We start from the raw sequence: 26,385 nt of genomic DNA on the forward strand, positions 1-26,385 counted from the left end.
TATTCAAACATAAAAATTGGACTGATGATTTTTAATCATCAGTCCAATTTATTATAGAGCCATTTAAAAGTCATTTATAATGGCTAATTGATTCATAATCTTTTTTAGTTTTTGTTTCTTAAATTATCATAAATAGTTTTAAATTGTTGTTCACTTTTTGATGTTGTTTTAGGCTCATAATAAATTTTATTTTTGAGTTTATCTGGCAAGTATTGTTGAATGACGTATCCATTTTCATAGTTATGAGGGTACTTATAACCTATGGCACGACCTAAATCTTTAGCTCCAGCATAATGTCCATCTCGTAAATGGTCAGGAATTTGGCCAATATTACCTTTACGTATATCACTAAGTGCACTGTCAATAGCAGTGATCGCTGAGTTGGATTTAGGTGATAAGGAAAGTTCAATTACAGCTTGACTAAGAGGAATTCTCGCTTCAGGAAACCCCAGTCGCTCTGCCGATTGAATGGCTGCAAGCGTACGTTGTCCCGCATTAGGTGAAGCTAACCCTACATCTTCATAACTAATGACTAATAAGCGTCTTACAATAGTCGGTAAATCGCCAGCTTCAATTAATCTTGCTAAATAGTGTAATGCAGCGTTTACATCACTACCTCTTATTGATTTTTGAAAAGCACTCATAACATCGTAGTGCATGTCTCCATCTTTATCGCTTACGAAAGCACCTTTTTGCAAACAATCTTTAGCATCTTGAAGCGTAATATGTCTAATTTCATTTTCAACTGAAGCACTTAAAACAGCCAATTCAAGAGCATTTAAAGCACTTCTAACATCTCCTTGACTTTGCGTAGCAAAGTATTCTAATGCATCTTCATCTACTTTGGGATGATAATTAGCTAAGCCACGTTGAGAATCATTTAATGCTCTATTAATTGCGAGTCGCACATCATCATGATCTAATGAATACAGTTCGAATATTTGAGCTCTAGAGCGAATAGCTGGATTGATTGCATGATATGGATTTGAGGTTGTTGCACCAATTAGGACGATTTTGCCATTTTCTAAATGTGGTAATAAGAAATCTTGTTTAGCTTTATCTAACCGGTGAATTTCATCTAATAAAAGAATGACTTGACCAGACATTTTGGCTTCTTCGACTACCATTTGCATATCTTTTTTTGAATTTGTAACTGCATTTAATTGTCTAAATTTATAATCAGTGCTACCAGAAATTGCTTTTGCAATGCTTGTTTTACCAATCCCTGGTGGCCCATAAAATATCATTGATGATAATCTTTTGGTTTCAACCATTCGTCTTATAATGCCTCTAGGTCCTACTAAATGTTGCTGCGAAATGATTTCGTCAATGTTAGTAGGTCTCATTCTTGAAGCTAAAGGTTCTGTAGTCACTATTTTCACACCTTTCTAATACTATCTTAACTGAAAAAATGCTAGAATGGTATTATATATTATTCGAATTAAGTGAGGTAATGTTATGAAAATATCAACGAAAGGGAGATACGGTTTAACTTTAATGATTTCCCTTGCTAAAAGAGAAGGGCAAGGATGCGTATCTTTAAAGTCAATTGCTGAAGAAAACAGTTTGAGTGATTTATATCTCGAACAATTAGTTGGCCCTTTAAGAAATGCTGGTTTAATTCGAAGTGTTCGTGGTGCCAAAGGTGGTTATCAACTTAGAGTACCAGCTGACGAAATTAAAGCAGGCGATATTATTCGTTTACTAGAAGGTCCTATTACGATAGTCGAAAGTATTGAATCAGAACCACCTGCACAAAAACAGTTATGGTTAAGAATGAGAGATGCTGTTAGAGAAGTATTAGATAATACTACTTTAAAATATCTAGCAGACTATGTCGAAACTGATGATAAACTTGATGGTTACATGTTTTATATTTAATTTAAAAAATATGTTTAAATACAATTGTGTGTGGTAAATAATAATTACAACAGTAAGGTACATTCTTTATTTTGTATCTCAGAATTAACATAATACTTGATCGATATAAATATTCTTAAATTTGAAAGGAGAATTTCATTATGGGATTCATGGATAAAGCGAAAGACGCAGCAGAAAAATTTAAAAATAGCGATAACGAACAAGTTGATAAAGTTAAAGACAAAATCAATGAATATACTGACAAAAACAACGATGACAAAAACAACGATGACAAAAAAGATGATAAATAATTAGTTTTCAAGCGATAACATTAAATGTTATCGCTTTTTTATATCAAAAGAAGTATTTACAATTTAAGTAATTCAAAACATTTTTATTAAAGTTAATGTTGTTTTAGCATTAAAACCTATATGTTTATTAGCAAATAAAAGGAGTGAGATTAAATAATATCCCACTCCAAATTATGCATTAATTCTCTCGCTATCCATCAATATTAAATTTTAATATTGATTATTGATTCAATTTTTCAATAATTTTCTGTAAACGAGTGAATGATTCAAATTGCTTTTCTTGATCATAAATATAGCTGATTCCCATGAGTTCTTCAATTTCACCATATTCTTCTATAAATGCTTCCAACTTCTCTTTAACTGTTTCCTCTGAACCTATTAGCGAATCATTAAATCTTTGTTTAGCCATTTCAAATTCTCTAGGTGTTAGAAGAGCTTGTAAGTCATTTGTAGGTGGTTGTAATGGTTGCATTCTACCACGAGCAATACCAATAAATACTTGAGCTAATGTGCTTGCCAAGTATTCAGCTTCTTCATCACTTTCAGCTACTATAGCATTCAAGCATACAATCATATAAGGCTTGTCTAATACGTCAGAAGGTTCAAATAGTTCTTTATATATTTGAATTGCCTCTTTCATTTGCTGAGGTGCAAAATGTCCAGCAAAGACATAAGGTAATCCCTTACGTGCAGCTAAATGAGCTGAATCAGTAGATGATCCAAGAATATATAAAGGTACATTTTTACCTACAGCAGGATAAGCTCTTACATAAGCTTGTTTATTTCCAGGTCCAAAATAAGTTTGTAATTGTTCAACTTCTTCAGGAAACTCATAGACACCATTATGCTGGTCACGTCTCAATGCGCTAGCTGTCATCATATCAGTCCCTGGGGCTCTACCTAAACCTAGATTAACTCTGTTTGGGAAAAGTGTTTCCATTGTTCCAAATTGCTCCGCAACTATTAGAGGAGCATGGTTTGGTAACATAATCCCTCCAGATCCAACTTTAATACGTTTCGTATGTTCAAGTGTATGTTGAATCAATAGAGAAGTTGCTGAACTTACTAAATTTGGTGCGTTATGGTGTTCTGCAATCCAGTATCTTTCATAATTAAGTGAATCTAACTTTTGAGCTAAACTAATCATATCCTCAATTGCTTCTTTATCACTCTGACCTTCTCTTATTGGAACTAAATTTAATGCAGATACCTTTAGATTACCCACAGTTTTCATCTCCTCATATAAAATTAATATGGTTTAGTTTAACAAGATATGTAGTTTAATTTATATTGAAATGCTCATAATCGATAATGTTAGTGAAAAAATATTGATACTTTAATTAATAGTACATTTAAAATTATTTATAAGTTAATGTGGGGTTAATTTTTAAAGTGGTTGAATGTTAAAATATTAAACAATGGAAAAATTTATGTTTATAAACAACTATATAGAAAAAAATCTATTCAGGTGCTATTATAGGAACATTGATAATATTGTGAGGAGTGTACTTAAAAATGGAAGTATATGCAGATTATGCTGCAACTACACCTGTCAAACCAGAAGTAATTGAAGAGATGATGACAATTTATAAATCACATTTTGGTAATCCATCGTCTATTCATTCTATAGGAAGAGATGCACGTCGTTATCTAGATGAATCAAGAAGAACAGTTGCTAAATTATTGAATGCTAAGCCTAGCGAAGTTATTTTTACAAGTGGCGCAACTGAATCAAATAATACAGCCATTAAAGGATTAGTTTACGCAAATGAACATCTTGGAAATCACATTATTACAACTAAAATTGAGCATCATTCTGTCTTACACGTGTTTGAACAATTAGAAAAAGAAGGATATGATGTCACTTATTTAGATGTAGATGATACAGGTGCAATAGATTTAGATCAACTTAAAGAAGCATTAACGAATGACACTATTTTAGTTTCAATAATGTTTGTTAATAATGAAGTTGGAACTGTTGAACCTATGTATGATATAGAAGATATTGTTAGCGAGTCAAACGCATTATTGCATGTAGATGCAGTTCAAGCAATCGGACATTTAGATATTAATTTTAAAGAATTTAAAATGGATACTTTAAGTTTGACAGCACATAAATTCGGCGGTCCAAAAGGTGTAGGTGTCTTATTAGTTAGAGATAAAACCCCAATAGAGTACTCTCAACTAGGAGGAGAACAAGAAACTAAACGACGTGCAGGAACAGAAAATTTAGCACAAATTGTTGGTTTAACAAAAGCACTAGAATTAGCACATAAGAATAGAGATAATAATAATTTACATTTAATGCAATTAAAAGAATTATTCTTAGTTAGCCTACAAGAACGTGCGATTCCTTTTGAGGTAAATGGTTCTATGGTTGATACAACAGGACATATTCTAAATTTATATTTCCCATTCATAGACGTGGAAACTATGCTAACACTTTTAGATCTAGCTAACATTTATGTATCTTCAGGTTCAGCATGTACAGCTGGTTCAACAACACCTTCTCATGTTTTAGCAGCAATGTATGAAGATGAAGAACGTGCTAAACATTCAGTAAGATTTAGCTTTAATGAATTAACAACTGATCAAGAAATAAAATATATCGTAGCTGAAATTCACAAAATATATCATAAATTTAAGGAGGAATAAATGTGTCTAATAAAGATATACGTGTAGTTGTAGGTATGTCTGGCGGTGTTGACAGTTCAGTCACAGCTCATGTGCTTAAAGAGCAAGGGTATGATGTTATTGGAATATTCATGAAAAACTGGGATGACACTGATGAGAATGGTGTTTGTACTGCAACAGAAGACTATAATGACGTTATCGCAGTATGTAATCAAATTGGTATTCCATATTATGCCGTTAATTTCGAACAAGAATATTGGGATAAAGTCTTTACTTATTTCTTAGATGAATATAAAAAAGGTCGTACACCTAATCCAGATGTAATGTGTAACAAAGAAATTAAGTTTAAAGCTTTTCTAGAGCATGCACTTAAATTGGGCGCAGATTACGTAGCAACAGGACATTACGCAAGAATACGTCGTCATGATGATGGCCATGTAGAAATGTTACGAGGTGTAGATAATAATAAAGATCAAACTTATTTCTTAAATCAACTATCTCAACAACAATTGTCTAAAGTTATGTTTCCAATTGGAGATATTGATAAAAAAGAAGTTCGTAAAATAGCAGAAAAGCAAGATTTAGCAACAGCTAAAAAGAAAGACTCTACAGGCATCTGTTTTATTGGAGAGCGTAATTTCAAAACATTCTTATCACAATATTTACCAGCTCAAGCTGGAGAAATGCGTACGTTGAATGGCGAAAAAATGGGAATGCATAGTGGATTAATGTATTACACTATTGGTCAAAGACATGGACTTGGTATCGGTGGAGACGGTGATCCATGGTTCGTTGTAGGTAAAAATTTAGAAGACAATATTTTATACGTTGAACAGGGTTTCCATCATGATGCGCTCTATAGTGATTATTTAATAGCTTCCGATTTTTCTTTCGTAAATCCAGTTGATTTGGACAACGGATTTGAATGTACTGCTAAATTTAGATATCGTCAAAAAGATACTAAGGTGTTTGTTCAACGTGAAAGTCAAAATGCTTTACGCGTTACATTTGATGAACCAGTACGTGCTATCACACCGGGACAAGCCGTTGTATTTTATGATGAGGAAGTTTGTCTAGGTGGAGCAACTATCGATGATGTATTTAAAACAACAGGTCAGTTAAGTTATGTTGTTTAATTAAACAAACAAAAGATGGAGTTGTTAAGAGCCTGGGACATAATTCAATGCCTCAGGCTACAAATATATATTGGCAGTATTTGACTGGAAATATATTTTCGAAAAATATTGTTTATGTCTTGCTCCCAAATACTACTACATCTTTATTTTATAAAATACAGCGTTTCTCGTAAGATAATTTTAGGATTGGGTGGAATCATGATAACGAAACAAGATACGATTTATGAGTGGATTCAAAATGGTCAACTTGAAGATGCTTTAAAAGCTTTATTTCAAAACATAGAAGAAGAACCAAATACCATTGAAAATTATATCAATGCAGGAATAGTATTAGCTGATATTAATGAAATTGAAAAGGCTGAGCGTTTCTTTCAACGAGCAATTACGATAGATGATAAAAATGGTGCAGTGTATTACAATTTAGCCAATCTATATTACGATCAAGATAAATACCGTGATGCTATTAAACTATATCAATTGGCATCTAAATACAATATGGATAAAATAGATACTAATTACATGATTGGTATGTCATTTAACCAATTAGATGCACCAAAAGAATCTTTACCTTACTTTATGACTGCAGCAGAATTAGATAATAATCAAGATGCAGAAGTTCAATTTCAATATGGTCTGGCTCTATGTCATTTAGAAATGTTTAACCAGGCTATAAATCAATTGAAAATTGTTTTATCTATAGATTCAAAGCATGTCGATGCTTTATATAATCTTGGTTTAGCCACTTACATGGATACTGAAGATCTTGATTTAGCTATGTCTTATTTTGACAAGGCAATATCTATAGATCCAAATCACTTGTTAAGTCAACATGCTAAGAAAACGTTTGAAGCTATAAAGAATGAGGAGGAGTAATATGTCTGACCCTACACTATTTGATTATTCAATGATTAAAGGTACTGTAGATGCTATTTTATTTCAAAATAATAATAATTTCTATACAGTCATTAAAGTGGATACAATTGAGACTAATGAATCATTTGGTAATTTACCAACAGTTGTAGGGTTCTTTCCAAATATTGTGGAAGGAGATGTATACACTTTTAAAGGACAAGTGGTAGAGCACCCACGTTATGGCAAGCAATTGAAAGCCGACACTTTTGAAAAAGAGGACCCTCAAACTAAGGATGCTATAATTACATATTTATCAAGTGACTTATTCAAAGGTATAGGTAAAAAAACTGCTCAAAATATTGTAAATACACTTGGTGAAAATGCGATAAATGATATTATGGCAGACGCATCAGTTTTAGAGAAGGTTTCAAATTTACCGAAAAAGAAACAAAAGCAGATTGCTGATCAAATTAACGCCAATCAAGAGTCCGAAAAAATTATGATTCGATTACATGATTTAGGCTTCGGACCTAAATTATCAATGGCGATATATCAATTCTACCAAGCCGAGACTTTAAACGTGCTCGAAAATAACCCTTATCAACTCGTTTATGATATTAAAGGAATTGGTTTTAATAAAGCTGATACTTTAGCTAGAAATAATGGCATTAGTTTTAATGATCCAGAACGATTGAAAGCAGGATTATTATATACGTTAGAAGAAGAATGTATAAAACAAGGTCACACCTATTTATCACTAGATTATGCAATTGAAGTGACATTAGAGATGCTAATGGATACTCATTCCAGTGATAGTATCGATTCAAAACAACTTGAAAATATTCTCGAATTATTACATGAGGAACAAAAAATTATTGTAAATAATGAGCGAGTCGCCATTCCTAGTCTCTATTATTCCGAACTCAAAAGTGTTCAAAATTTATATCGAATTAAAACATACAAACATAAGCTAAAAGAAATAGAACAATCTGATTTGCAGATACATATAGGGGATATAGAGACTAGTAATAATGTGCTTTATGCACCATCTCAAAAAGAGGCCTTACAAACTGCAATTAATTCTAAAATTATGCTTTTAACCGGTGGCCCTGGTACAGGTAAAACAACAGTAATCAAAGGAATCGTTGAGCTTTATGCAGAGGTACATGGTCTTTCTCTTAATTATTCAGACTATCAAGAAGATGACTATCCTATTGTCCTGGCAGCTCCGACAGGTAGAGCATCTAAAAGATTGCAAGAATCTACAGGGTTAGAAGCAATGACAATTCATCGTCTAATTGGATGGAATCAAGAAACACAACCAGAAGACATTCTAGATAATGAAATTAAAGCAAAGCTCATAATTATTGACGAAATGTCTATGGTAGATACATGGTTGTTTCACCAATTTTTAAGTGCAGTTCCTCTAGATGCACAAATTATTTTAGTCGGTGATGAAGATCAATTACCCTCAGTTGGACCAGGTCAAATCTTTAAGGATCTTATTGATTCGAAGGCAATACCACGAGTTAATCTAACTGAAGTTTATCGTCAACAAGATGGTTCAAGTATCATCGATTTAGCGCATCGTATGAAACATGGTGAGCCAATAGATATTACAAAGCGTTATCATGATAGGAGTTTTATAAGTTGTAATGTCGATCAAATTCCTACAGTAGTTGAAAAAGTAGTTTCAAGTGCAGTTAATAAAGGTTATGATATGAGTGATATTCAAGTCTTGGCGCCTATGTATAAAGGTAACGCAGGTATTAAAAGATTAAATCAAGTATTACAAGATATTTTAAACCCCAAGGCACAAGATACACGAGAAATTGAATTTGGTGACATAAAGTTTCGTAAAGGTGACAAGGTTCTTCAGTTAGTTAATCGTCCTAATGATAATATCTTCAATGGTGACATAGGAATAATCGTTGGTATATTTTGGGCTAAAGAAAATGCTTTAAATAAAGATGTTATGGTTGTTGATTTCGAAGGTAACGAGATTACTTTCACTCGTCAAGATTTATTAGAATTAACGCATGCTTATTGCACATCCATTCATAAATCACAAGGGTCTGAATTTCCAATTGTAATTATGCCTATCGTTAAGCAGTATTTTAGAATGTTACAGCGACCAATACTTTATACAGGACTTACACGTGCTAAACAATCATTAGTATTACTTGGAGATTCAACCGCATTTGAAATTGGATTAAATACGCAAGGACAAATACGACATACACAATTGCAAGAGCTAATCTTGTCATATTTTGATATAGACCAAAAAGAAAGTGATGTAACAATTTCAAATACTTCTGTGAATAAAGATGAAGAGGCAATGGATACAATTTACGACGTTGATACAAAAGATGATCAAATCATTTTAAGTGAATCTACTATATATCAAATCAATCCAATGATTAATATGGGTGATGTTTCTCCTTATGATTTTGCTGAGCGTTGACATTTAGTTTGAAAATACTTAAAATAATCTTAAGTTCGCATGAAGATGAGTAGGCAATTATAACTTATATAGAGATGTACTGGTTGGTGAAAAGTGCAATGTATATTGTTGAACGCTACTTCATGTCATTTTTATATTTTAATTGAGTGATAAATGTTTTCTATCAAGCGATAATTTTTGTAGCTTAAAGATAGATTGTTTATAACTAGGGTGGTACCGCGAAAACGTTCGTCCCTTTTTTGAGGATGAACGTTTTTTGTGTTTTTTAGATAAAATATGTTGATATAGGAGTGTCGGAAATGAAAAATTTAAAGGCTAGTGAAATTCGTCAAAAATATATTGATTTCTTCGTCGAAAAAGGTCATATGGTTGAACCTTCAGCCCCTTTAGTGCCAATTGATGACGATACATTATTATGGATAAATTCAGGTGTAGCAACTTTAAAGAAATATTTCGATGGTAGAGAAACACCAAGAAAGCCTAGAATAGTCAATTCTCAAAAAGCAATTAGAACAAATGATATTGAAAATGTAGGATTTACTGCACGACATCATACATTTTTCGAAATGCTTGGTAACTTTTCAATTGGTGATTATTTCAAAAAAGAAGCAATCCACTTTGCGTGGGAATTTTTAACTAGTGAAAAATGGATGAGCATGGAACCTGAAAAATTATATGTAACTATTCATCCTGAAGATACTGAAGCTTATCGTATTTGGAATGATGAAATTGGATTAGAAGAAAGTCGAATTATTAGAATAGAAGGTAATTTCTGGGATATCGGTGAGGGTCCATCTGGTCCTAACACTGAAATTTTCTATGATCGTGGAGATGAATATGGCCAAGATGATCCATCAGAAGAGATGTATCCAGGTGGGGAAAATGAAAGATATTTAGAAGTTTGGAACTTAGTATTTAGTGAATTTAACCATAATAAAGACAACACTTATACACCATTACCAAATAAAAATATTGATACGGGTATGGGGCTTGAACGAATGGCCTCTGTTTCTCAAAACGTAAGAACAAATTATGAAACAGACTTATTTATGCCAATCATTAATGAAGTAGAAAATGTAGCTGGCAAAAAATATTTAGTAAACAACGAGCATGATATTGCCTTTAAGGTAATAGCGGACCATATTCGTACAATTGCATTTGCAATTGCTGATGGCGCTTTACCTGCGAATGAGGGAAGGGGTTACGTTTTACGTCGACTTCTACGTAGAGCAGTCAGATTTAGTCAAACTCTCGACATTAATGAACCATTTATGTATAAGTTAGTTGACATCGTTGCAGAGATAATGGAGCCATATTATCCAAATGTTAAAGAGAAAGCTGATTTTATTAAGCGTGTTATTAAATCAGAAGAAGAGCGTTTCCATGAGACACTTCAAGAAGGTTTAGCAATTTTGAATAATTTATTAGCTAAAGCTAAATCATCTAATAATGAAATTAACGGTTCAGATGCGTTCAAATTATACGACACTTATGGATTCCCAATTGAATTGACAGAAGAATTAGCTAGTCAAGAAAACATCTCTGTGGATATGGCAACGTTTGAAAAAGAAATGGATCAACAACGTACACGAGCTAGAGAAGCTCGACAAAGTTCACAATCAATGCAAATCCAAAGTGAAGTTCTTAAAAATATTACTACTGAAAGCAAATTTGTCGGATATGAAACTACAGATTATCAGACTACGTTAACTGATTTAATTTATAATGGAGAGAAAGTTGAATCTGCTGAACCAGGAGAAACTGTATATTTCATTTTAAAAGAAACTCCATTTTATGCAGTTAGTGGTGGGCAAGTAGCTGATAGAGGAACAGTAGGTAATGAGAACTTTGAGATTGAAGTAACTGAAGTAACTAAAGCACCTAATGGTCAAAACTTACATCAAGGTGTCATCCAATTTGGTCAAGTTACAGTTAATAGTGATGTAGATGCAAGTGTTAATAGGGATGAAAGAAAAGACATCCAAAAAAATCATAGTGCCACTCATTTACTTCACGCTGCATTAAAAGAAGTATTAGGTGAACATGTAAATCAAGCAGGTTCGTTAGTTGAAAGTGAGCGTTTGCGTTTCGATTTCTCACATTTTGGTCCGATGACTCAAGACGAAATTGATAAAGTTGAAAGACGTGTAAATGAGGAAATTTGGAGAGGTATTTCAGTTAATATACAAGAGATGCCTATTAATGAAGCAAAACAAATTGGTGCTATGGCGTTATTCGGTGAAAAATATGGAGATATTGTGCGCGTTGTTAATATGTCACCGTTCTCAATTGAGCTATGTGGTGGTATACATGTTGATAATACTGCAGAAATTGGGCTTTTCAAGATTATAAGTGAATCAGGTACAGGTGCAGGCGTTAGACGTATTGAAGCATTTACTGGTAAGTCAGCGTTCTTACATCTAGAGGATATTCAAAATAAATTTAATTCTATTAAAGATCAAATTAAAGTCAAATCTGATGATCAAGTATTTGATAAAATTGTCCAGCTACAAGAGGAAGAAAAGAACCTTCATAAACAATTAGAACAACGAAATAAGGAAATCACTTCACTTAAAATGGGCAATATAGAGGATCAAATTGAAGAAATTAATGGCTTTAAAGTACTAGCTACAGAAGTTGAAGTTTCTAATGCTAAAGAAATAAGACAAACTATGGATGATTTCAAATCTAAACAACAAGATGCTATTATAATCTTAGCCAGTGATTTAGGTGAAAAGGTATCACTAATAGCAACTGTACCAAAAGAACAAACAGATAAAATTAAAGCTGGAGATATCATTAAGAATATGGCACCATTAGTTGGTGGTAAAGGTGGCGGTCGTCCAGATATGGCTCAAGGTGGCGGTACGCAACCAGAAAATATCTCAGAAGCATTACGCTTTATTAAAGATTACATTAAAAAACTATAACTTTGTAATCAACTAGTGTAAAATTGGTGTATGTAAGATAATTCGTTTTAGAGGAGTGTCGCATCTATGGATAATATTGATAAAACAATGAAGTTTGACTATGAAGAAATTCCGAAAGATAATGTTGAAACAGTGTTAAACAACGTACACCGAACTTTAGAAGAGCGTGGTTACAATGCTGTAAATCAAATTGTAGGATATTTACTCTCAGGTGATCCTGCATATATACCTCGTCAAAATGATGCTCGAAATCAAATTCGCCACATTGATCGTGACGTTATCATGGAAGAACTCGTTTCAAATTATTTAAAAGAGAACAAGAACTAGTATATGTTAACGCACAAAATTTTGGGTTTGGATGTAGGTAGTAAAACAGTTGGCGTAGCTATAAGCGATTTAATGGGTTGGACTGCCCAAGGATTGGACACTCTAAGAATTAACGAGGAACTAGAAGATTTTGGCATAGATCAATTAGTGACCATTATTAAAGAACATAACGTTGGTTCTGTAGTAATTGGTTTACCTAAGAATATGAATAATTCTATTGGCTTTCGTGGAGAAGCTTCGTTAAGATACAAGGAGTTACTCAAAGAAAGCTTACCTGATATAGAGATAATTATGTGGGATGAACGATTAAGTACTATGGCAGCAGAGCGTTCATTACTTGAAGCAGATGTATCTAGACAAAAAAGAAAAAAAGTAATTGATAAAATGGCAGCAGTATTTATATTGCAAGGCTATTTAGATTCAATCCAATAAAGGAGTAATAAACAATGACTGAACATAATCATAACCACGATGTAAAATTAGATATTAGTAATGAAGAAGAGTTATTAACTTTATTCGATGAAAATGGTAACGAAGTTTTATATCGTAAAATGTTGGAATTTTATCATCCAGAATTTAAAAAAGAATATGTTATTTTAGCTGAGGAAGGTGCTCAATCTGACGATGATGACATGATTGAATTGATTCCAATGATTAATGAACCTGATGAATCAGGTGATGGTGGTAAATTAGTACCTATCGAGACTGATGAAGAATGGGACATGATTGAAGAAGTAGTTAACACAAACATGGAAGAATAGTTTCCTAGATTTAATATTTAATACTAAAACAAATTTAAATTAGCTGACTGAACTGTCAATATGTGATTTAATTTATAATTCAGAACAGAAATTTTATATAAGGAGTGGGATAATGAATTCAATTCGAGTTCTATTCTGCTCCTTTTTTGATTGATAAAATCGTGTTTTTTATATGTTACATCTTAAATTACAATCAAATATATGATAAAATATTTAAAGTTAAATTCTTATAGGTAGACAATGAGTTTTAATAAATATTTAAATCAGTCATACATTTATAAGTATAAGTTATCCTAGCACGGTTAAGTTTATTTAAAACTTTTAAAGTTTAGTGGATAACTCCATATCGACTGGTTTATTTTTTAATGTCATTTTGTCTTTAAAAAGGAAGTAAATTAATGGAAGCTAACCAGCAGTATTTATTGGATATACATCGTAAAACAGATAATAAAATTGAAACGTTAAGAGAATATGCGGAGCAAAATGCTGTACCAATTGTCGATAGATTATCCCTAGAGATGATTAAACAATTAATTCGGATACATCGTGCAAAAAACATTCTAGAAATTGGCACTGCAATAGGGTATAGTTCAATGCAATTTGCATCCGTATCAAATGATATACATATTACGACTATAGAGCGTGATGAGAAAATGATTACACAAGCTAAATCAAATTTCGAAACTTATGGCTACTCATCACAAATAAGACTTATTGAGGGAAATGCTTTAGAGCAATATAACAAAGTCAGTGATAAACAATATGATATTATTTTTATTGATGCAGCAAAAGCTCAATCAAAGAAATTTTTTGAATATTACACACCACTATTAAGAAATGGTGGACTAGTCATTACAGATAATGTTCTATACCACGGTTTTGTATCGAATATAGATATCGTACGTTCAAGAAATGTTAAGCAAATGGTTAAAAAAGTTCAAAAATTTAATGATTGGCTAATTAGTCTAGAAAATTACAGTACTAACTTTATAAATATGGATGATGGGTTAGCAATATCAATTAAAGGAGAATAATTATGACGGAATTACTCGTTACTCCTAAATCATTAAGTCATTTAGAAACACTAATAGATATTGGTGCAGATGCATTTGTCATTGGTGAACAAAAATTTGGGTTAAGATTACCAGGAGAGTTTAATCGTGAGGATATTAAACAAGCAGTCAAATTAGCGCATGAGCATGATAGAAAAATATATGTTGCTGTAAATGGCATTTTCCACAATTATCATTTAAATGCATTGGAAGACTATATTAATTTCTTACATGAAGTTAGAGTAGACAGAATTATATTTGGTGACCCTGCAGTCGTCATGTATGTCAAAAACCAACATAATCCGATACCACTAAATTGGGATGCTGAAACTATAGTAACTAACTATTTCCAATGTAACTATTGGGGAAAAAGAGGTGCCAAACGAGCACTTCTAGCGAGAGAATTAAACTTAGATGAAATAATAAATATAAAAGAGAATGCAAATGTTGAAATTGAAGTTCAAGTACATGGGATGACTTGTATGTTCCAATCTAAACGCATGTTGCTTGGGAACTATTATACTTTCCAAGATAGACAAATGAAGATTAAACGTGAAAATGATGATAAAGAGTTACTCCTATATGACGAAGAACGTGATAATAAATATTCTGTATTTGAAGATTTTAATGGTACACATATAATGTCTCCAAATGATATCTGCTTAATTGAAGAACTCGATCCACTATTTGAAGCTGGAATTGATTCTTTTAAGATAGATGGAATTCTGCAAAGTGAAGAATATATAAATACTGTTACAGCTCAATACAGAGAAGCTATAGATTTATATAATGAAGATCCTGAAGCATATGAAGATGAAAAATTCATGTTAGTAGATCCAATTGAAGCAATCCAACCAGAACATCGTCCATTTGATGAAGGATTTTTATATAAACAAACAGTTTATTAAAAGGAGGCGCTAAAAATGAAAACATTGACTGAAATTCAAACACAAGAGAAAAGTAAAATTAAAAAGCCCGAATTATTAGCGCCTGCTGGTAATTTAGAAAAATTAAAGATTGCAGTACATTATGGTGCAGATGCAGTATTTTTAGGTGGTCAAGAATATGGTTTGCGTTCTAATGCTGATAATTTTACTATGGCTGAAATTAAAGAAGGCGTTGAATTCGCAAGTCAATATAATGCAAAAATTTACGTAACTACTAATATTATCGCTCATGACGAGAATATTAAAGATCTGGAAAATTATTTAATTAAATTAGAAAAAACGGGTGCTACCGGAATCATTGTTGCAGATCCTTTAATTATTGAAACTTGTAAGCAAGTTGCTCCTAAATTAGAAATACACTTATCGACACAACAGTCATTGTCTAATACTAAAGCGGTTCAATACTGGAAAGAAGAAGGTTTAGATCGAGTGGTATTAGCACGTGAAACTGGTGCGATGGAAATGAAAGAAATGAAAGAAAATGTAGACATTGAAATTGAAGCATTTATACATGGTGCAATGTGTATTGCATATTCAGGTCGCTGTACACTTAGTAATCATATGACAGCTAGAGACTCTAACAGAGGTGGTTGTTGTCAAAGTTGTCGTTGGGATTACGATTTATTAGAAGTAGATAATGACGGTGAACTTGATCTTTATTATCAAGATGGAGACACCGTACCATTTGCTATGAGTCCTAAGGATTTAAAATTAATTGAATCAATACCTCAAATGATGGAAATCGGTATCGACTCTTTAAAAATAGAAGGGCGAATGAAATCTATTCATTATATAGCTACAGTTGTATCAGTTTATAGAAAAGTTATTGATGCTTATGCTGAAGATCCTGAGAATTTTAAAATTAATCCTGAATGGTTAAAAGAATTAGATAAATGTGCTAATAGAGATACTGCACCAGCATTTTTTGAAGGTACACCAGGATATGAAGAGCAAATGTTTGGTGTTCAACAAAATAAAAAATCACCTTACGATTTTTGTGGATTAGTAATAGATTATGATGAAACTACTCAAATTGCTACAATACAACAAAGAAATCACTTTAAACCAGGTCAAGAAATTGAATTCTTTGGACCTGAAATACAAAGTTTTAGACAAGTTATTGATGCCATATATGATGAGGAGGGCAATAGTCTAGATGCTGCACGTCACCCACTTCAAATTGTACAAATCAAAGTAGATCATCCAATTTATCCTAAGAACATGATGAGAAAGGAAATTAGATAATGGCAAACACAACAATTATTGGTATTGCCGGTGGTTCAGGATCTGGTAAAACAACAGTTACAAACGAAATCATGAAGAATTTAGAAGGCCATAGTGTCGCATTACTTGCTCAAGACTATTATTATAAAGATCAATCACATTTAACATTTGAAGAGCGATTAGAAACAAATTATGACCATCCCTTTGCATTTGATAATGATTTGCTAATTGAAAATTTAAAAGATTTACGAAATGGTCATGCAGTCGAAGTTCCTACATATGATTATTCAAATCATACACGTAGTGAAGAAACCATTGCATTTGAACCTAAAGATGTTATTATCGTAGAAGGTATATTTGCTTTAGAAAATAAAACACTACGTGATATGATGGATGTTAAAATATACGTCGATACTGATGCAGATTTAAGAATTCTTAGACGACTAGTTCGTGATACTAAAGAACGTGGTCGATCTATGGAATCAGTAATTAACCAATATTTAAATGTTGTCAAACCAATGCATAATCAATTTATTGAGCCTACTAAGAAATATGCAGATATTATCATTCCAGAAGGTGGAAGTAACAAGGTTGCAATTGATATAATGACTACTAAAATTCAAACATTGGTTAGTAAACAATAAGTAAATTACAATATGTATCAAAAAACTATATATTTAATGACTAAACTATATTAATTGAAAAAGGAAGATGACATAATGGAAAATCAAAAACAATATCCAATGACTCAAGAGGGTTATGAACAATTAGAAAAAGAATTAGAAGAATTAAAAACAGTTAAACGTCCAGAAGTTGTTGAAAAAATCAAAGTAGCACGTTCATTTGGTGACCTATCTGAGAACTCAGAATATGATGCCGCTAAAGATGAGCAAGGTTTTATCGAACAAGATATTCAACGTATAGAACATATGCTTAGATATGCTCTAATCATTGAGGATACTGGTGATAACAACGTTGTACAAATTGGAAAAACTGTTACTTTCATTGAGTTACCTGGAGATGAAGAAGAAAGCTATCAAATCGTGGGCTCTGCAGAGTCAGATGCATTCAACGGTAAAATTTCAAATGAATCACCAATGGCTAAAGCTTTAATTGGTAAAAGTTTAAAAGATGAAGTTCGTGTGCCTCTACCAAATGGTGGAGAAATTAATGTTAAAATTGTAAATATTAAATAGATAGATTTTTTCTGAATAAAGTTTTACAAACTCTTTAAATATTTTGCTATTTACATTAATTAAATGCATATTTATATTGGCTATGAAGAAATCAAATATCAATGATTTCTTTCATAGCTTTTTTTAATAACCCAATAATGCTATTGTATTAACTTTAATAAAGTGATATTAAAAAAGTTAACAGCTAGAATATGATAATTTTTAAGATAAAATTATACTTTATGTTACAAAATTTCATATATTTTATCAAATTAATTTGAAAATATGAACTTTTTCATGACAAAATTAGTTTTATATGCTTAAATAACGTTGTAAATACAATTGAATTATTTGCAAATTACACTATAAAGTAAGCGATTACATTTTGTCTCGCTTTTTTTATTATTCATAATTTGAAATACTTATTAAACAACTAAGATATTATAATGTTATAATTTTTTATACATATCGGTAAAATATGATTATTTAAAATATTAAATCATCTTTTTAAGGCGCAAATATACAATTAATAATATTAAAGGGGAGGCAATGGATTGGAAGTTAAAGTTATAAATGAGCAATCGCTATTGCTTTATTTCAAAGAAGAAATAAGTGAGGTTAATTATCAAGAGGTTGATTTAACTACACAACATATTCTGTCCAAAAATATTCCAGATATTAAAGATGTTATCCCATCATATCGAGCTATTATGATTAATTTCAATAATGATTCAATCGATTACAAACAATTGATTGAAAAATTAGAATTAGATAAGCTCAAAGTTTCGAAAGAGGATACATACTCTAAAAAAAATGTTATACATATTCCTGTATTATATAACTTAGAAATGGGACCTGATTTAGAAGAGGTAGCTAGTTATAACAACTTATCTACAGAAGAAGTTGTTCAAATCCATTCAACTAATGAATACCTTGTATATATGCTAGGTTTTATGCCTGGTTTCCCATTCTTAGGTGGTTTAGACGAACGTATTCATACTCCTAGAAGATCTGAACCAAGAGTTAAAATTAATGCTGGTTCAGTTGGAATAGCTAACAATCAAACAGGTTTATATCCTTCTGATTCACCTGGAGGATGGCAAATTATTGGAAGAACACCTTTAAAAGTCTTTGATCAATATTCTGAACCTATGACATTGTATGAAGCTGGTGATTATATTAAATTCTACTCGATAGATGAGAAGACGTATAATCAAATTGAAAGTGAAATCAATGATGGAAGATTTAATAAAGAAAAGTGGGTGACTCGTAGTGGGCATTAAGATTTTGAAGCCAGGTCTTTTCACTACCGTTCAAGATAAAGGCCGTTTTGGGTATCAACATTTAGGTTTCTCCGGGTCTGGTGCAATGGATCAATTTAGTTATAACTTAGGACGTGAACTAATCGGAAATAACGGTCCTAGCCTAGAATTTACTATCATTGGACCAACATTGACTTTTACTCAAGCTAACACCTTTGTAATAACAGGTGGTCAATTTAATGCAAAGTTAAATGATATTAATATTTCCAATAATAATGTCTTATTAGCAAATAAAGGCGATGTACTTGAATTTGGACCAGCAAAAAAGGGTGCACGTGGTTATATTTTCTTTGGTCATCACCTTGATATTGAAATGGTTGCTGGTAGCTACTCTACACATACAAGAAGTAAAATAGGTGGTTTTGATGGTAGAGCTTTGAAAAAAGACGATTATATTAAAGTTGTGCAAAATAGCAACTTTAAGGTTAATCTTGGAAAATCAAGCGACTATGATGCAATAGAACAAGACAATATTATTCATATTATAGAAGGTCCTCAAGTAAATGCTTTCTCACGTGAAAAAAGAAAGACCTTAGTTGAATCGGAATATAAAATATCTGATCAATCAGATCGAATGGGATATAGACTTATCGGTGACAACATTCCACCAGATAATGGAGCTGATATCATATCAGAACCTGTAGGGATGGGTAGTATCCAAGTTCCAAATGATGGCAATCCGATAATACTTTTGAATGATAAACAAACAGTTGGTGGTTATACAAAAATTGCTACAGTGAGTCAATTAGATCTTAAAAAACTAGCTCAATTTAAGCCGGGTGATGTGATACAGTTTAAATGGATATCTGTGGATGAAGCGAATGCTATGTTAAAAAACTTTAATCAACATTTTGAAGAGAAGTTAGAATCAGTGACAAAGGCTCCAATATTTAATATGCATTCAATGCGAGCAACATCAAAAAAATTAGCAAAATTAATTGAAGAGGAGAAATAATAGATGAATATAAAAAAAATAGAAGAAGTTATTAACTTAGTTAAATCAAATGGCGTTAAACGTTTTAAATTTAAGGATAATAAAAGCGAATTAGAATTAGATTTCACTGAGGGTTACCAATCATCTAATGTGTCTTCAAACCAAAACTTAGTAAGTACAAACACTGTAAATGATGAAAATCCACAACAAGTTCAAACGAATGCAAGTGAAGAAACTTCTAAAGAAATTTCTTCACCAATGGTGGGTACTTTCTTCTTACAAGATAGTAAAGAGTTAACTGATCCACAAATTAAAGTTGGAGATAAAATTAAAGTTGGTGACATTATTGGTTATGTAGAAGCGATGAAAGTTATGAATGAAATAACTAGCGATGTAGATGGAGAAGTTGCTGAAATAGTAGCAGATCATGGTACAAATGTTGAATATGATCAAGTACTAGTAAAAGTTAAATAAGGGGGACAGCTAAATGTATCGTTGTTTAGTAGCAAATAGAGGAGAAATTGCGGTCCGTATAATTAGAGCTTGTCGTGAAATGGGAATCGAGACCGTTGCGATATATGCTAAAGGAGATGAGCAAAGTTTACATGTTAGTTTAGCTGATCAATCAGTTTGTATTGGTGAAGCAAATCCTTTAGATAGTTATTTAAATATTGAGCGAATTATTGGAGCAGCAGAAATTACAGGTGCTAATGCAATCCATCCAGGATATGGTTTTTTATCTGAAAGTACAACTTTTGCTGAAAAAGTAGAAGAAAATAATATTCAATTCATTGGTCCAAGTAAGAAAACAATGGAACTAATGGGTGATAAAATAACTGCTCGACAAACTGTAGATGATGCAGATGTTCCTGTAATTCCAGGATCTAAAGATGCAGTTAATTCAGTTGATGAAATAAAGGAACTAGCTGAAGAAATTGGCTATCCTGTTGTTTTAAAAGCAGCAAGTGGTGGTGGCGGAAAAGGCATCCGTATAGTAAAAGAGCCAGAACAACTTGAAAAATCCCTTAAAGAAGCGAAAAGCGAAGGACAAAAATACTTTAACGATGACAGAGTTTATGTTGAAGCATTTATACCTGTGGCGAAACACGTGGAAGTACAAATTATTGGTGATGGTAAAGGTAATTATGTACATTTAGGCGAAAGAGATTGCTCGGTTCAACGTAAAAACCAAAAATTAATAGAAGAATCTCCTTGTGCCGCTTTAACTGAAGAGAGACGCCAACAGATATGTGCAGATGCAGTTGCAGTCGCAAAAGCATCAAATTATCGAAGTGCAGGTACAATTGAATTTTTAGTAACTAAGGATGCACACTACTTTATTGAAATGAACGCACGTATTCAAGTAGAACATACTGTTACAGAGATGCGCGCTGATAGAGATTTATTACAAGCCCAATTATACTTAATGCAACATGATAAATTACCATTTTCTCAAGATGATATTGTGTTTAATGGACATGTAATTGAAGCACGTATCAATGCTGAAAATCCAGAAAAGAAATTTCAACCTTCGCCTGGTAAAGTTAAAAAGTTACATTTACCTCAAGGTTTCAACATCCGTGTCGATTCTCTGTTGTATCCAGGGTATCAAGTATCACCTTATTATGATTCGCTAGTTGCTAAAGTTATAGTAAAAGATACTGATCGAAAAACAGCTATAAACAAATTAAAAGTAGCACTTGATGAAATGGTTATAGAAGGATTTACAACAACTGCAGACTTTTTATATGCAGTTTTAAGTTACCCACTTTATGCAAATGATGATGCAAGTGAAGTAGATATTAAATTCCTTGAAAAACATCAAATAATCGAAGGAGTGGAGTTATAATGCGCATAGACTTAAATTGTGACTTAGGTGAGGCGTTTGGAAATTACTCATTCGGTGGAGATAATCAAATCATTCCATTAATTACATCAGCTAATATTGCTTGTGGCTTCCATGCTGGCGATGAAAATGTCATGTATGACACAATTAAACTTGCCAAAGACAATGCTGTCGGTATTGGGGCTCATCCTGGATTACCAGATTTAAAAGGATTTGGTCGTCGCAACATGGATATTACACCAAAAGAAATCTATAATTTAGTTGTTTATCAACTTGGTGCGTTAGATGGATTTTGTAAGGTACATCAAACACGTATTAATCATGTTAAACCTCACGGTGCACTTTACAATATGGGTGCTAAAGACAAAAACATTGCACATGCAATTGCTCAAGCTGTATATGATTTTGATTCTTCACTAATCTTAGTAGGGTTATCAAATACATTATTAATTACTGAAGCTGAATCATTAGGATTACGAACTGCATCTGAAGTGTTTGCTGACAGACGATATGAAGACAATGGTCAACTCGTTAGTCGTAAAGAGGCAGATGCAGTAATCACTAATACTGAAGAAGCCTTAGATCAAGTTTTAAAAATGGTAATTGAAAACAAAGTTGTTAGTAAAAACGGAAAAGAAATTGATTTAAAAGCTGATACGATTTGTGTGCATGGCGATGGGGCTCATGCACTAGAATTTGTATCGCAAATTAGAGAAAAATTAACGAAAGAAGGCATTGATATTCAATCCTTATAAGGGGGAGCTATTATGGGAGAAAACTTAAACCAAAATCCAAATCAAGAAATTAATCCAAATGAAAAGGAATTTAAATTCACAAAAAATCACAGACGATTACTGTACGGTTCTGTATTCTTAATGGCAACTTCAGCCATTGGACCAGCTTTTCTAACTCAAACCGCTGTATTCACTGCAGAATTTTACGCTAGCTTCGCATTCGCAATATTAATTTCCATTATAATTGATATTGGAGCACAAATTAATATTTGGCGTGTGCTTGTAGTAACTGGACTTCGTGGACAAGAAGTATCTAATAAAGTTATGCCAGGTCTTGGTACTTTAATTTCCATACTAATTGCATTTGGAGGACTGGCATTTAATATTGGTAATATTGCCGGTGCTGGCCTAGGGTTAAATGCTATGTTTGGATTAGATATTAAATGGGGTGCTGCAATTACAGCTATCTTCTCAATATTAATCTTTGTAAGTAAAAGTGGACAAAAAATCATGGATGTTGTATCGATGATTTTAGGTGTTGTTATGATACTAGTAGTTGCATATGTTATGGTTGTTTCAAATCCACCATATGGAGATGCTTTAATTCACACATTTGCTCCTGAACATCCGGTTAAATTAATTTTACCAATTATTACACTAGTCGGAGGAACAGTGGGTGGATATATTACATTTGCTGGTGCACACAGACTTTTAGATTCTGGAATGAAAGGGAAAGAATTCTTACCATTTGTAAACCGTTCTGCTATTGCTGGTATATTAACAACCGGTATTATGAGAACATTATTATTCCTTGCAGTATTAGGAGTTGTGGTTACTGGAGTAACATTAAGCACTGATAACCCACCTGCATCTGTATTTGAACACGCAATAGGACCTATTGGTAAAAATATTTTCGGTGTAGTTATTTTTGCTGCTGCTATGTCATCTGTTATAGGATCAGCATATACAAGTGCTACATTCTTGAAAACATTACATAAATCATTATTGACTAAAAATAATCTTATTGTAATTATCTTTATTGTTGTTTCGACTTTAATTTTCTTATTTATTGGTAAACCTATTAGTTTACTTATTATTGCTGGTGCAATAAATGGTTGGATTTTACCTATTATACTTGGGGCTATTTTAATTGCAAGTCGTAAAAAATCTATAGTCGGAGACTACAAACACCCTACATGGATGCTTATTTTCGGTATAGTAGCAGTGATTGTAACAATTGTAACTGGTATTTTCTCACTACAAGATTTAGCTACGCTTTGGAAAGGCTAAATTTTCAATAATGAGCACACTCGTAAAGTGCTTATATAATTCTTTAAGGCTGTTTCTATTAAATTTTAATAGAAATGGTCTTTTTTTTACAAGTTTAAATTAATTTAGTGCATTAATTTCATGACCCCAAAAGCTTTTATATTAGATGAATTTATTTTTTTAATAAAAGAGTTAATAACATTGTCGTGATGAATAAAAATATATGATAAAATAGCAATTGCTAAGATAAAGACTGAGGTGTTAATATGATTGGAATTATAGGAGCTATGGAAGAAGAAGTAGCTATACTAAAAGACAAATTAACAGATATGAATGAAATTTCTGTTGCACATGTAAAGTTTTATAGAGGGAAATTAAATTCAAAAGAAGTAGTGTTAACTCAAAGTGGTATTGGCAAAGTAAATGCTGCTATTTCAACTACGTTATTAATTGAAAAATTCAATCCAAAACTCATCATCAACACTGGATCTGCCGGTGCATTAGATGAGAGTTTATCTGTTGGAGATATGTTAATTAGTAATGATGTTGTTTATCATGATGTTGATGCAACAGCATTTGGCTATAAACTGGGTCAAATACCTCAAATGCCATTAGAATTTAAGTCAGATCAAGAACTACTTAAATCGGTAGAAACAGTAATTAATAAAAAAAATTATAATGCTAAAATTGGCCAAATTGTTAGTGGTGATAGTTTTATTGGTAGTATAGAGCAGCGATTAACAATTAAACGACAATTTCCTGAGGCTATGGCTGTTGAAATGGAGGCAACTGCAATTGCACAAACTTGCTATCAATTTCATGTTCCTTTTATAGTTACACGTGCAGTCTCAGATTTAGCTAATGGTAAAGCAGACATATCTTTTGAAGAATTTCTTGGCGAAGCTGCAAAATCTTCAAGTTCAATTGTTGAAGCATTAATTAAAATTTTATAAATAATAATAAAGGTGATAAATAAATGGGATTAATAAAAAAATTTTTTATGCCAAACGACTACGTTAAGTCTGTATTTCAAATAGATATTGAAAAGTTAGCTGAGGCTGGTTTTAAAGGTATTATCACAGATTTAGATAATACCTTAGTGGGTTGGGATGTTAAATCTCCAACTATAGAGATACAGCAATGGTTTAAAAGAGCAAATGAGTTAGGTATCACAATTACAATTGTATCTAACAACAATGAAGATAGAGTATCTAGTTTTTCTAAAGATCTAGATGTGGATTTTATTTTCAAAGCAAGAAAACCTATGGGCAAAGCATTTAAAAAAGCTATTAAACATATGAATATTAATCCAGAAGAAACGATTGTCATTGGAGACCAAATGTTAACTGATGTATTTGGAGGCAATCGAAATGGTTTATATACAATTATGGTGGTTCCTGTTAAACGTACAGATGGTTTTATTACAAAGTTCAACCGTATTATTGAACGTCGCTTATTAAATTACTTTAAAAATAAAGGCTATATCAAATGGGAGGAAAATTGATTGGATGACACATTAAAATGTATTGGCTGTGGTGCGCCACTTCAGTCCGAAGATAAAAGTGCACCTGGTTATGTTCCTGAACATAACCTTTTTAGAGAGGATGTTATTTGCCAACGTTGTTTTAGACTAAAAAATTACAATGAAATTCAAGATGTTGGAATGGATAGTGAAGATTTTTTAAATTTATTAAATGAACTGTCTGACCGAAATGGCATTATTGTTAATGTAGTTGACATATTTGACTTTGAAGGATCATTTATTAATGCTTTAAAACGAATAGTTGGTAACAAGAAGATTATTTTAGCAGCAAATAAACTAGATCTTCTACCAAAACAGATTAATAAACGACGAGTAAAAGAATGGCTTAAGAAAACTGCTAGAAAATATGGCTTAGATGCTGACGATGTTATATTGATATCTGCTCAAAAAGGTTGGGGTATCGATGATCTTCTAGCATCAATTGACCAAAATCGAAATAAACAGGATGTTTATATAGTAGGCACAACAAACGTAGGTAAATCTACACTTATAAATAAATTGATTGAACAAAGTGTAGGAGAGAAAGATGTAGTTACTACATCAAGATTTCCTGGTACTACATTAGACTTAATTGACATACCTTTAGATGAAAAAACGTTTATGTATGATACTCCTGGTATTATTCAATCTCATCAAATGACACACTATGTTTCTGAAAAAGAACTAAAAACAATCGTACCTAAAAATGAAATTAAGCAAAGAGTTTTCCAACTGAATGAAGGGCAAACGTTATTCTTTGGTGGGTTATCTAGAATTGATTATGTCTCAGGTGGAAAAAGACCGCTAGTTTGTTATTTTTCAAATGATTTAAATATTCACCGTACCAAAACAGAAAAAGCTAATGATTTATGGCGAAATCAAATTGGAAATGTTTTAACACCACCAAATAACCCAGATCAATTTGATATGAGTAATACTAAAGCAGTTAGACTAGAGACTGGAAAAGAGAAAAAAGATATAATGATTTCCGGTCTAGGGTTTATAACAATTGAATCAAGTGCAAAAGTTATTGTGCGTGTACCAAAAAATGTTGATGTAATCTTAAGAAATTCAATAATGTAAGG

Annotated in this window: 25 protein-coding genes and 2 pseudogenes; 25 read left to right on the forward strand and 2 right to left on the reverse strand. The window is 32.1% G+C overall.

Going from position 1 to position 26,385, the window contains the following annotated elements:
* Positions 1-104: 104 nt before the first annotated feature.
* Positions 105-1,373, reverse strand: coding sequence for a replication-associated recombination protein A (locus tag HMPREF2715_RS05320; RefSeq protein WP_037550736.1), 1,269 nt, complete (start codon positions 1,371-1,373; stop codon positions 105-107).
* Positions 1,374-1,458: 85 nt separating this feature from the next.
* On the opposite strand from HMPREF2715_RS05320, the gene cymR reads away from it, so the two are divergent.
* Both cymR and HMPREF2715_RS12025 read left to right on the forward strand, forming a co-directional pair.
* Positions 1,459-1,881, forward strand: coding sequence for a cysteine metabolism transcriptional regulator CymR (gene cymR, locus HMPREF2715_RS05325; RefSeq protein WP_033080142.1), 423 nt, complete (start codon positions 1,459-1,461; stop codon positions 1,879-1,881).
* 140 nt (positions 1,882-2,021) lie between these two features.
* Positions 2,022-2,171, forward strand: coding sequence for an SAS049 family protein (locus HMPREF2715_RS12025; RefSeq protein WP_176744751.1), 150 nt, complete (start codon positions 2,022-2,024; stop codon positions 2,169-2,171).
* 220 nt (positions 2,172-2,391) lie between these two features.
* Here HMPREF2715_RS12025 and HMPREF2715_RS05330 read toward each other — a convergent pair whose 3' ends face one another.
* The gene (locus tag HMPREF2715_RS05330; protein WP_080497797.1) at positions 2,392-3,405 is read right to left on the reverse strand and encodes an LLM class flavin-dependent oxidoreductase; all 1,014 of its coding nucleotides are present in this window, start codon (positions 3,403-3,405) and stop codon (positions 2,392-2,394) included.
* A 281-nt stretch (positions 3,406-3,686) separates the two neighbouring features.
* Between HMPREF2715_RS05330 and HMPREF2715_RS05335 the strand changes: the two genes are divergently transcribed.
* The 23 genes and pseudogenes from HMPREF2715_RS05335 to yqeH all read left to right on the forward strand — a co-directional run bounded on the left by HMPREF2715_RS05335 (position 3,687) and on the right by yqeH (position 26,383).
* The gene (locus HMPREF2715_RS05335) at positions 3,687-4,826 is read left to right on the forward strand and encodes a cysteine desulfurase family protein (protein WP_070581553.1); all 1,140 of its coding nucleotides are present in this window, start codon (positions 3,687-3,689) and stop codon (positions 4,824-4,826) included.
* A 2-nt stretch (positions 4,827-4,828) separates the two neighbouring features.
* On the forward strand, positions 4,829-5,941 hold the full coding sequence (mnmA, locus tag HMPREF2715_RS05340) for a tRNA 2-thiouridine(34) synthase MnmA (protein ID WP_070581554.1): 1,113 nt from the start codon (positions 4,829-4,831) through the stop codon (positions 5,939-5,941).
* Positions 5,942-6,142: 201 nt separating this feature from the next.
* Positions 6,143-6,814 (forward strand): tetratricopeptide repeat protein, encoded by a 672-nt coding sequence (locus tag HMPREF2715_RS05345; protein ID WP_176744752.1) that lies wholly within the window; start codon positions 6,143-6,145, stop codon positions 6,812-6,814.
* 1 nt (position 6,815) lies between these two features.
* Complete coding sequence (locus HMPREF2715_RS05350) at positions 6,816-9,257, forward strand: SF1B family DNA helicase RecD2 (RefSeq protein WP_070839579.1); 2,442 nt, start codon at positions 6,816-6,818, stop codon at positions 9,255-9,257.
* Between the two features lie 299 nt (positions 9,258-9,556).
* Complete coding sequence (gene alaS, locus HMPREF2715_RS05355; protein WP_070581557.1) at positions 9,557-12,187, forward strand: alanine--tRNA ligase; 2,631 nt, start codon at positions 9,557-9,559, stop codon at positions 12,185-12,187.
* 66 nt (positions 12,188-12,253) lie between these two features.
* Positions 12,254-12,514 (forward strand): IreB family regulatory phosphoprotein, encoded by a 261-nt coding sequence (locus HMPREF2715_RS05360; protein ID WP_070581558.1) that lies wholly within the window; start codon positions 12,254-12,256, stop codon positions 12,512-12,514.
* A 3-nt stretch (positions 12,515-12,517) separates the two neighbouring features.
* The gene (gene ruvX / locus HMPREF2715_RS05365) at positions 12,518-12,946 is read left to right on the forward strand and encodes a Holliday junction resolvase RuvX (RefSeq protein ID WP_070581559.1); all 429 of its coding nucleotides are present in this window, start codon (positions 12,518-12,520) and stop codon (positions 12,944-12,946) included.
* Between the two features lie 14 nt (positions 12,947-12,960).
* The gene (locus HMPREF2715_RS05370) at positions 12,961-13,275 is read left to right on the forward strand and encodes a DUF1292 domain-containing protein (RefSeq protein WP_070839582.1); all 315 of its coding nucleotides are present in this window, start codon (positions 12,961-12,963) and stop codon (positions 13,273-13,275) included.
* Positions 13,276-13,673: 398 nt separating this feature from the next.
* On the forward strand, positions 13,674-14,309 hold the full coding sequence (locus HMPREF2715_RS05375) for an O-methyltransferase (RefSeq protein WP_070581561.1): 636 nt from the start codon (positions 13,674-13,676) through the stop codon (positions 14,307-14,309).
* Positions 14,310-14,311: 2 nt separating this feature from the next.
* Positions 14,312-15,235 (forward strand): peptidase U32 family protein, encoded by a 924-nt coding sequence (locus tag HMPREF2715_RS05380; protein ID WP_070839585.1) that lies wholly within the window; start codon positions 14,312-14,314, stop codon positions 15,233-15,235.
* A gap of 15 nt (positions 15,236-15,250) precedes the next feature.
* Complete coding sequence (locus HMPREF2715_RS05385; protein ID WP_070581563.1) at positions 15,251-16,519, forward strand: peptidase U32 family protein; 1,269 nt, start codon at positions 15,251-15,253, stop codon at positions 16,517-16,519.
* Positions 16,519-17,142 (forward strand): uridine kinase, encoded by a 624-nt coding sequence (gene udk, locus HMPREF2715_RS05390; protein ID WP_037536685.1) that lies wholly within the window; start codon positions 16,519-16,521, stop codon positions 17,140-17,142. The genes HMPREF2715_RS05385 and udk overlap by 1 nt, the downstream gene beginning before the upstream one ends.
* Positions 17,143-17,217: 75 nt before the next feature.
* On the forward strand, positions 17,218-17,694 hold the full coding sequence (greA, locus tag HMPREF2715_RS05395) for a transcription elongation factor GreA (RefSeq protein ID WP_037536682.1): 477 nt from the start codon (positions 17,218-17,220) through the stop codon (positions 17,692-17,694).
* A gap of 533 nt (positions 17,695-18,227) precedes the next feature.
* The gene (pxpB, locus tag HMPREF2715_RS05400) at positions 18,228-18,956 is read left to right on the forward strand and encodes a 5-oxoprolinase subunit PxpB (RefSeq protein ID WP_070581564.1); all 729 of its coding nucleotides are present in this window, start codon (positions 18,228-18,230) and stop codon (positions 18,954-18,956) included.
* Entirely contained in the window at positions 18,946-19,950 is a 1,005-nt protein-coding gene (locus HMPREF2715_RS05405) for a 5-oxoprolinase subunit C family protein (protein WP_070581565.1), read from the forward strand. Before pxpB ends, HMPREF2715_RS05405 begins: the two co-directional genes overlap by 11 nt.
* Before the next feature lie 3 nt (positions 19,951-19,953).
* Positions 19,954-20,065: pseudogene (locus HMPREF2715_RS12405) on the forward strand (acetyl-CoA carboxylase biotin carboxyl carrier protein subunit); the annotation flags it as partial.
* A 107-nt stretch (positions 20,066-20,172) separates the two neighbouring features.
* Positions 20,173-20,403, forward strand: a pseudogene (locus HMPREF2715_RS12410) (acetyl-CoA carboxylase biotin carboxyl carrier protein subunit); the annotation flags it as partial.
* A gap of 13 nt (positions 20,404-20,416) precedes the next feature.
* On the forward strand, positions 20,417-21,778 hold the full coding sequence (locus HMPREF2715_RS05415; protein WP_070581567.1) for an acetyl-CoA carboxylase biotin carboxylase subunit: 1,362 nt from the start codon (positions 20,417-20,419) through the stop codon (positions 21,776-21,778).
* Entirely contained in the window at positions 21,778-22,530 is a 753-nt protein-coding gene (gene pxpA / locus HMPREF2715_RS05420; RefSeq protein ID WP_037550706.1) for a 5-oxoprolinase subunit PxpA, read from the forward strand. The genes HMPREF2715_RS05415 and pxpA overlap by 1 nt, the downstream gene beginning before the upstream one ends.
* A gap of 12 nt (positions 22,531-22,542) precedes the next feature.
* Complete coding sequence (locus tag HMPREF2715_RS05425; protein WP_070839589.1) at positions 22,543-23,799, forward strand: NRAMP family divalent metal transporter; 1,257 nt, start codon at positions 22,543-22,545, stop codon at positions 23,797-23,799.
* 245 nt (positions 23,800-24,044) lie between these two features.
* Positions 24,045-24,731, forward strand: a complete 687-nt coding sequence (locus HMPREF2715_RS05430) for a 5'-methylthioadenosine/adenosylhomocysteine nucleosidase (RefSeq protein WP_070581570.1) — start codon at positions 24,045-24,047, stop codon at positions 24,729-24,731.
* 23 nt (positions 24,732-24,754) lie between these two features.
* On the forward strand, positions 24,755-25,282 hold the full coding sequence (locus HMPREF2715_RS05435; RefSeq protein WP_070581571.1) for a YqeG family HAD IIIA-type phosphatase: 528 nt from the start codon (positions 24,755-24,757) through the stop codon (positions 25,280-25,282).
* Entirely contained in the window at positions 25,283-26,383 is a 1,101-nt protein-coding gene (gene yqeH / locus HMPREF2715_RS05440; protein WP_070581572.1) for a ribosome biogenesis GTPase YqeH, read from the forward strand.
* Positions 26,384-26,385: the final 2 nt, after the last annotated feature.

The sequence above is a fragment of the Staphylococcus sp. HMSC062A01 genome (assembly GCF_001836805.1).
In the GTDB taxonomy this organism is placed as follows: domain Bacteria; phylum Bacillota; class Bacilli; order Staphylococcales; family Staphylococcaceae; genus Staphylococcus; species Staphylococcus haemolyticus.

What these genes read in the sequence shown, in the direction of transcription:
- cymR (WP_033080142.1), top strand. Translation starts at nt 1,459, where the DNA reads ATGAAAATATCAACGAAAGGGAGATACGGTTTAACTTTAATGATTTCC.
- HMPREF2715_RS12025 (WP_176744751.1), top strand. Translation starts at nt 2,022, where the DNA reads ATGGGATTCATGGATAAAGCGAAAGACGCAGCAGAAAAATTTAAAAAT.
- HMPREF2715_RS05330 (WP_080497797.1), bottom strand. Translation starts at nt 3,405, where the DNA reads ATGAAAACTGTGGGTAATCTAAAGGTATCTGCATTAAATTTAGTTCCA.
- HMPREF2715_RS05335 (WP_070581553.1), top strand. Translation starts at nt 3,687, where the DNA reads ATGGAAGTATATGCAGATTATGCTGCAACTACACCTGTCAAACCAGAA.
- HMPREF2715_RS05350 (WP_070839579.1), top strand. Translation starts at nt 6,816, where the DNA reads ATGTCTGACCCTACACTATTTGATTATTCAATGATTAAAGGTACTGTA.
- alaS (WP_070581557.1), top strand. Translation starts at nt 9,557, where the DNA reads ATGAAAAATTTAAAGGCTAGTGAAATTCGTCAAAAATATATTGATTTC.
- HMPREF2715_RS05360 (WP_070581558.1), top strand. Translation starts at nt 12,254, where the DNA reads ATGGATAATATTGATAAAACAATGAAGTTTGACTATGAAGAAATTCCG.
- ruvX (WP_070581559.1), top strand. Translation starts at nt 12,518, where the DNA reads ATGTTAACGCACAAAATTTTGGGTTTGGATGTAGGTAGTAAAACAGTT.
- HMPREF2715_RS05370 (WP_070839582.1), top strand. Translation starts at nt 12,961, where the DNA reads ATGACTGAACATAATCATAACCACGATGTAAAATTAGATATTAGTAAT.
- HMPREF2715_RS05375 (WP_070581561.1), top strand. Translation starts at nt 13,674, where the DNA reads ATGGAAGCTAACCAGCAGTATTTATTGGATATACATCGTAAAACAGAT.
- HMPREF2715_RS05380 (WP_070839585.1), top strand. Translation starts at nt 14,312, where the DNA reads ATGACGGAATTACTCGTTACTCCTAAATCATTAAGTCATTTAGAAACA.
- HMPREF2715_RS05385 (WP_070581563.1), top strand. Translation starts at nt 15,251, where the DNA reads ATGAAAACATTGACTGAAATTCAAACACAAGAGAAAAGTAAAATTAAA.
- udk (WP_037536685.1), top strand. Translation starts at nt 16,519, where the DNA reads ATGGCAAACACAACAATTATTGGTATTGCCGGTGGTTCAGGATCTGGT.
- greA (WP_037536682.1), top strand. Translation starts at nt 17,218, where the DNA reads ATGGAAAATCAAAAACAATATCCAATGACTCAAGAGGGTTATGAACAA.
- HMPREF2715_RS05415 (WP_070581567.1), top strand. Translation starts at nt 20,417, where the DNA reads ATGTATCGTTGTTTAGTAGCAAATAGAGGAGAAATTGCGGTCCGTATA.
- pxpA (WP_037550706.1), top strand. Translation starts at nt 21,778, where the DNA reads ATGCGCATAGACTTAAATTGTGACTTAGGTGAGGCGTTTGGAAATTAC.
- HMPREF2715_RS05425 (WP_070839589.1), top strand. Translation starts at nt 22,543, where the DNA reads ATGGGAGAAAACTTAAACCAAAATCCAAATCAAGAAATTAATCCAAAT.
- HMPREF2715_RS05430 (WP_070581570.1), top strand. Translation starts at nt 24,045, where the DNA reads ATGATTGGAATTATAGGAGCTATGGAAGAAGAAGTAGCTATACTAAAA.
- HMPREF2715_RS05435 (WP_070581571.1), top strand. Translation starts at nt 24,755, where the DNA reads ATGGGATTAATAAAAAAATTTTTTATGCCAAACGACTACGTTAAGTCT.